At 71.2% G+C, this 6,198-nt stretch carries 4 protein-coding genes; all 4 read left to right on the forward strand.

Translation table 11 applies throughout. The annotated features are described in order from the left end of the window. Nucleotides 1–1,035: hypothetical protein (locus tag E1295_RS46670; RefSeq protein ID WP_132641622.1), on the forward strand; the 1,035-nt coding region annotated here is incomplete at its 5' end. Next, nucleotides 1,032–2,351 (forward strand): VWA domain-containing protein, encoded by a 1,320-nt coding sequence (locus E1295_RS46675; protein ID WP_246081229.1) that lies wholly within the window; start codon nt 1,032–1,034, stop codon nt 2,349–2,351. The genes E1295_RS46670 and E1295_RS46675, both read left to right, overlap by 4 nt. Nucleotides 2,352–2,362: 11 nt before the next feature. Continuing rightward, nucleotides 2,363–3,478: an ATP-binding protein gene (locus E1295_RS46680; protein ID WP_132641624.1), complete on the forward strand. Its 1,116-nt coding sequence runs from the start codon at nt 2,363–2,365 to the stop codon at nt 3,476–3,478. Further along, a partial coding sequence (locus tag E1295_RS46685) for a DUF5682 family protein (protein WP_132641626.1) occupies nt 3,475–6,198 on the forward strand: 2,724 nt, incomplete at its 3' end. The genes E1295_RS46680 and E1295_RS46685, both read left to right, overlap by 4 nt.

The raw sequence follows: 6,198 nt of genomic DNA on the forward strand, positions 1-6,198 counted from the left end.
GTGCCGGGGCATCTGCTCGACGGGTGCCGGATGTGGCTGCGTGAGCTGGCCATCGTCGGGTGGCGCGGTGTCGATCACGACCTCGCGGGCGGGGCCGACCAGGCCATCGAGGCGCTGCTCGGCGTGCCGGAGCTGCGCGGGCTCGCGGTGCTGCTCGACGGCCTGGCGGCGGAGCTGCGCGCGTCGAGCCCGGTCGCCACGATGGACCGCCTGCCCGCGCGCAGGTGGGCCGACCTGTGGACCCGCGGCCTGCTGCTGGCGCAGCGGGGCCCGTGGCACGGCGGCGCCGAGCCGGTGTCGGGGCGGCTGCTGATTCTCGGCGCAGACGTGCACGAGCACGCCACCGTGGTGCGGGCGCAGGTCCACGGAGTGCTGGAGCCCGCGGGAGGAGGCCAGGCGAGGCTGGTGCGCACCAGCGTGGCGGCCGCCAAGGTCGACACGATCGTCGGCCCGGCCGTGTGGCGGCTGATGGGCGTCCATCCGGTGTTGCTGGGCGCGCTGGCCGGTCACCACAGCCTGGAGATCACGGACATGCCGTTGCTCCCGGGCGGCGACCTGGTGTGGCACGACGACCGGGCCGCGGCGGGCGAGCCCGCCGACCCGTTCACGACGGCGCGGGTGGCGCTGTCCGGGGTGAGTGCTCCGGCCGTCCCGCCGCTCGACCGTCATCCCGTACGCATCGCCGAGCCCGTCTTCCTGGAGGGCTACTCCGTCGCCGGCGGCTCGCTCGACCTGTCACCGACGGGGGGCGGTCACACGCTGCCGCTCGACCTCGACCGCCTGCCGCGCGGCGGCCCGCTCACCCCCGAGCTGGTGGCCGCCTCCTCGGCGTGCATCGGCCTGATGCGCTGGGACGGCCGCTGGGTGCTGCAGCCGCTGGCCGTCCAGGCCACGGTGAAGAAGAAGCCGGTCGCCGCGCACAACGGCGACTGGGCGATGGGCCCCACCGACCCCAAGGTGGTCAAGGCCGAGGCCAAGGCCGGTGACGTGGTCGCTGTGCTGCGCGAGCGAGCGGGACGGTTGCTGCGGAAATGACCGACATCCTGGAAGGCGCCGACATGGTGGAAGGCGCCGACATGACCCGGCGCCAGGTGCTCTACTGGCGCCTGCTGTCCCGGCTGTTCGGCCCCGACGAGCAGCCGGCACTCGAGACGGCCGGCCTGGCCATCGTCGAGGACCTCGGCCTGCCGCCCGCGCTGCTCGACCCGGGGGTGTCGGTCGACACCCTGGTGCAGCGCTTCCCCGAGCTGGGCGACGAGCTGCGTGACCTGATGGCGGACAAGGAGCACGAGCGAGGCGCGGAGGTGCGCCGCGCGGCCCTGGTCTCCAAGCTGCTGCTCAACGTGTTCGCCACCGGCTCGGGCAACGTCACCGCGGCCCGGCTGGAGAGCTGGAAGAACGACGCGGGCTGGTTCGAGAAGGGCATGGGCTGCGAGCCGGGCGGGCTGCGCCACCGGGTGGGTGACGAAGAGCTGGCCGCGGTGCTCGCCGGCATCGAGGGTGACCTGGTCAAGCGCATGCACCTGCGGGAGGTGCTCGCCGACCCGGTCCTGTCGAAGCAGCTGACGCCCAGCATGTCGCTCATCGAGCAGTTGCTGCACGACAAGCACAACCTGTCCGGGGTCGCGCTGGCCAATGCCAAGGCGCTGATCCGCAGGTTCGTCGACGAGGTCGCCGAGGTGCTCCGCACCCAGGTGGAGAAGGCCAGCATCGGCGAGATCGACCGGTCGGTGCCGCCGAAGCGGGTCTTCCGCAACCTCGACGTCGAGCGCACCATCTGGAAAAACCTCACCAACTGGAGCCCTGAGGACCAACGCCTCTACGTCGACCGGCTCTACTACAAGCAGACCGCGCGCCGCACCACCCCGGCCCGGCTGATCGTGGTCGTCGACCAGTCGGGGTCGATGGTGGACGCGATGGTCAACTGCACCATCCTGGCGTCGATCTTCGCTGGCCTGCCCAAGGTCGACGTGCACCTGGTGGCCTACGACACCCGGGCGCTCGACCTGACCCCGTGGGTGCACGACCCGTTCGAGGTGCTGCTGCGCACCACGCTCGGCGGCGGCACCGACGGCACGGCCGCGATGGCCCTGGCCCGACCGAAGATCTCCGATCCGCGCAACACCGTGATGGTGTGGATCTCCGACTTCTACGACAACCGTTCGCTGATCACCGACTTCGAGGCGGTGCACCGCTCGGGGGTGAAGTTCATCCCCGTCGGCTCGGTCAACAGCTCCGGCTCCCAGAGCGTCGACCCGTGGTATCGCCAGAAACTCAAGGACCTGGGCACCCCGGTGCTCTCGGGCCACATCCGCAAGCTCGTGTCCGAGCTCAAGAACTTCCTCACCTAGGAGACCCCCGCATGAGTGACGATATGCTGCGCGCCCCCGCAGAGGTGAAATACGCCGAGGAGCTCGACTGGCTGGAGTCCGTCGACGACGGTCCCAAGCCGTTCTCGTGGCGGCTGAGCCCTCGCATGATCCGGCTGTTCATCCTCGGCTCCGAACGCTCCGACGGGCTCGACCGGGAGATCGCGCAGAAGTGGTTCGGCGACCGCAGCTTCGTCGAGCGCAGCATCGTGACCCTGGCCTCCGACCGGGGCCTGCTGCTGATCGGCGACCCGGGCACGGGCAAGAGCTGGCTGGCCGAGCTGCTGTCGGCGGCCATCTGCCGCAACTCGACCCTCGTGGTGCAGGGCACCGCAGGCACCACGGAAGACCACATCAAATACTCGTGGAACGTGTCCATGGTCATCGCCAAGGGGCAGTCGCGTGATTCGATGATCCCCTCGCCGATCATGACGGCGATGGAGCAGGGCGTGATCGGCCGTTTCGAGGAGCTGACCCGCTCCACCAGCGACGTGCAGGACGCGCTCATCTCGATCCTGTCGGAGAAATACGTCTCCATCCCCGAACTCGATGACGACAACATCGTCTTCGCCCAGCCGGGTTTCTCCATCATCGCCACCGCCAACAGCCGCGACCGGGGCGTCAACGACCTGTCGTCCGCGCTGAAGCGCCGCTTCAACTTCGTCCGCATCCCCGTCGTGACGAACAAGAAGAGCGAGGCGGAGATCGTACGCTTCCGTACCGAAGAGCTGCTGCGCCGGCACCGGATCGAGCTGGACCTGCCGCCCACGCTGCTCGACATCCTCCTGCAGAGCTTCGCCGACCTGCGCTCCGCCGCCGCCTCGGCCACCAGCGACGACGAGAAGCTGGAGTCGGCGTTGTCGACGGCCGAGCAGATCGGCGTGCTGGAGGACGCCATCCTGCACAGCCACTTCTTCGGCGACCGCACCCTGCGCGCGCAGACGCTCGCCGGTTCGCTGGTCGGCTCGCTGGCCCGGCGCAGCCCCGAAGACCTGGCGATCCTCAACAAATACTGGCACGGCGTCGTCGAGCCCCGCAGCAAGAAGGACGGCGGGCAGTGGCCTGAGTTCCTCGAGGGCGGCCGCGAGGCCATCGCCACGCTCTCATGATCGACCAGCAGAGCCCGTTCGGCTCGCTCCGCGATCAGCTGCTCGACGCCGCCGAGGCGTTCGCCGGCAGTCCCGTCGCCGTGTCCGGCATCCTGGCGGGGCTGGTCGACGACGTCGACAGGGCGCTGCGCGAGAAGCTGGAGATCTTCCCCGTCTGCCACCACTCGCCGGCCTCGGCGTCGGCGATGGTGCGGCGGCTGCGCGAGAAGCAGCCGAAGGTCATCTACCTGGAGTTGTGCCAAGACCTGCAGCCGCTGCTGACCGAGCTGCGCAACTGCCGGCTGCCGGTGGCGGTGCAGGCGTTCGCGACCGACCTCGACGGCTTCCCCAAGTCGTGGGCGCCGCTCAGCGTGGTGGCGCCCATCACCGAGGCGTCGGCCGAATACCAGGCCATCGCCTACGCCCTCGAAACGCCCGGCGTCGAGCTGGTGCTGGTCGACCGTTCGACCGACCACGTTTTCCAGTGGGCCCCGAAGGAGGAGGCCAAGGAGCGCAAGGAAGAGGCCGGCCTGCACGGCGACGCGGTGGGCGTCGAGATCGGCGACCTGCGCCCGCGCTTCGCCGAGCTGGAGGAGCACCTACTGCACCACGGCAAGGTGCGCCACTGGTCGGAGTGGTGGGACCAGTACGTCGAGCAGCCCCTCTCGGGGGCCGACTACGACACCTACCGCCAGGTCATGGTGCTGATCGGCAGCCTGTTCCGCCGGCTCACCCCCGACGGTGACCGGCTGGCCGCCGACGAGGACCGCGAGCGCTACATGTGGACCCGCATGCGCGAGCACCTGGCCGCCGGCGGCGCCGACCCCGGCGACTGCCTCTACGTGTGCGGCGCGTTCCACGCCGCCAGCCGCGTCGAGCAGTTCGGCATCGACTCCACGGCCCCCTACACGATCAGCCCGCGCACCGGCACGAAGTGGCTGTACGGGCTCATCCCGTCCAGCCACTCCGCCATCGAGGCGCAGTTCGGGCTGGCCCAGGGGTCGGTGTCGATCGCGGCGGCCACGTGGGCGAAGACGCTCACCCGCACCAAGCTGGCCCCGTTCCGGCTGGCCGGGCAGAAGGGCGGCCGCAAACGGGCGGCCAAGCTGCCGCCGCCGAAGGCCGACGAGGCTCCCGCCGACCGGCTGACCGGGTTCCTGTCCCGGCCGCCCGCCCTCGACGCGCTCGATGAGGCCGAGCTGCTCGGCTGGTGTGTCGACATCGTCCGGCTGGCCCGGCGCAACGGCTACCTCGCCAGCACCGCCGACGCCATCGCGGTGTTCGAGACGTCGATCCTGCTGGCCGGGATGCGCAACCGGGCCAGACCCACCCCCTACGACTTCCAGGACGCGGCGGTCACCTGCATCGAGAAGGACGTCGTGCCGGGCCGCCGCGACGTGCGGCGCCTGTGCGAGATCCTGCTCGGCGGCGACCGCGTGGGGGAGGTGGGCTACGACGCCCTGCCGCCGCTGGCCAGGAACGTCTACGACCGGCTCGCGCCGCTCGGCCTCGACCTGAGCAAACGTACGATCCAGCGGGCGCTCGTCGACCTCGGCGCCCAGCCCGAGCTGGTGCCCTGCTCCGACCTGCTCTGGATGCTGCGCTACCTGCTGCCCGACGACGCCGTCCGGCCCATCATGGGTGAGCGCGGACTCGGCGAACGGTCGATCCAGGAGAGCTGGGATCTCGCGTTCGGCAAGCACCAGCGCTCCATCATCGAGCTCGGCTACGAGGGCGTCACCATCGAGCAGGTGCTGGAGCAGCGGCTGCGGCGCTCCGTGTGGGATCCCAAGGCCACCGCCGCCGTCGCGCTGGCGGCGGTGGAGGACGCGGTGCTCTTCCTCGGCAGCCGGCGCGTCGCCGACGAGCTCGGGGAGCGCGCCGTCGAACTGCTCGCGGCCGAACGCGGCGTCGACGACGCGCCGGAGGTGCTGCGCAGGATCCGGCGGCTGCTCGCGTACTACCGCGCCAACGAGCCCGAACTGCCGGCCTGGTGCGAGGCGTTCGTGACCACCGGCTACGCGCACTACTGCACGCTGCTGCCGACGGCCTTCGTGGACGACGACACCGGCGTGCGGCAGGTGGGGGCCATGCTGGGGTTCCTGTTCACGATGGAGAGCCTCGCGCTGGCGCTCGGCTGCGACCGGGCGCAGCTGGAGCTGGCCGTGCGGCAGTCGCATCCGGAGGCGCCGGCCAAGGTGGCGCTGCTGTGGGCGGCGCACACCCAGCTTGGGCTGCTCACGATGGCCGACCTGCGGGCACGCTGCGACGACCTGCTCGCCAACCCGCTGGTCATCCCGTCGTTCCCGCAGTACATCATGGGCTTCATTCACGCGATGGAGCCCGCTCCGGCGCTGTCGGGGTTCGTGGTGGAGGTGATCTCCAAGGCGTTCGGGCGGCTGCCCGACAACGTGCTGCTGCCGTGGCTGCCCAAGCTGATCACCACGCTGCGCTCGGGGGCGGCCGACCTGGTGCCGGTGCTCGTGCGTGAGGCCGGCCGGACGTTCCCCGGTTCGCTGCCCGCGGTGGACTCGTGGGTGCCGCCGTGGTCCGCCCGGCCCGTGCCCGCCTCGTCCGTCGCCGCGCCCGTGGCGTCCGGGCCGGTGGCGGAGCTGCTCGTGGGGCATCCGGCGGCGTGCGACGGGGTGGCGGGGCTGCTCGGCTGCGAGGGTGAGTGGCGCGACCCCGCGGGCGGGGGCGCGGATGGCGGCGCGGCCCGTGAGGTGTCCGCTCTGCTGGCC

The organism is Nonomuraea mesophila (assembly GCF_004352805.1).
In the GTDB taxonomy this organism is placed as follows: Bacteria; Actinomycetota; Actinomycetes; order Streptosporangiales; family Streptosporangiaceae; genus Nonomuraea; species Nonomuraea longispora.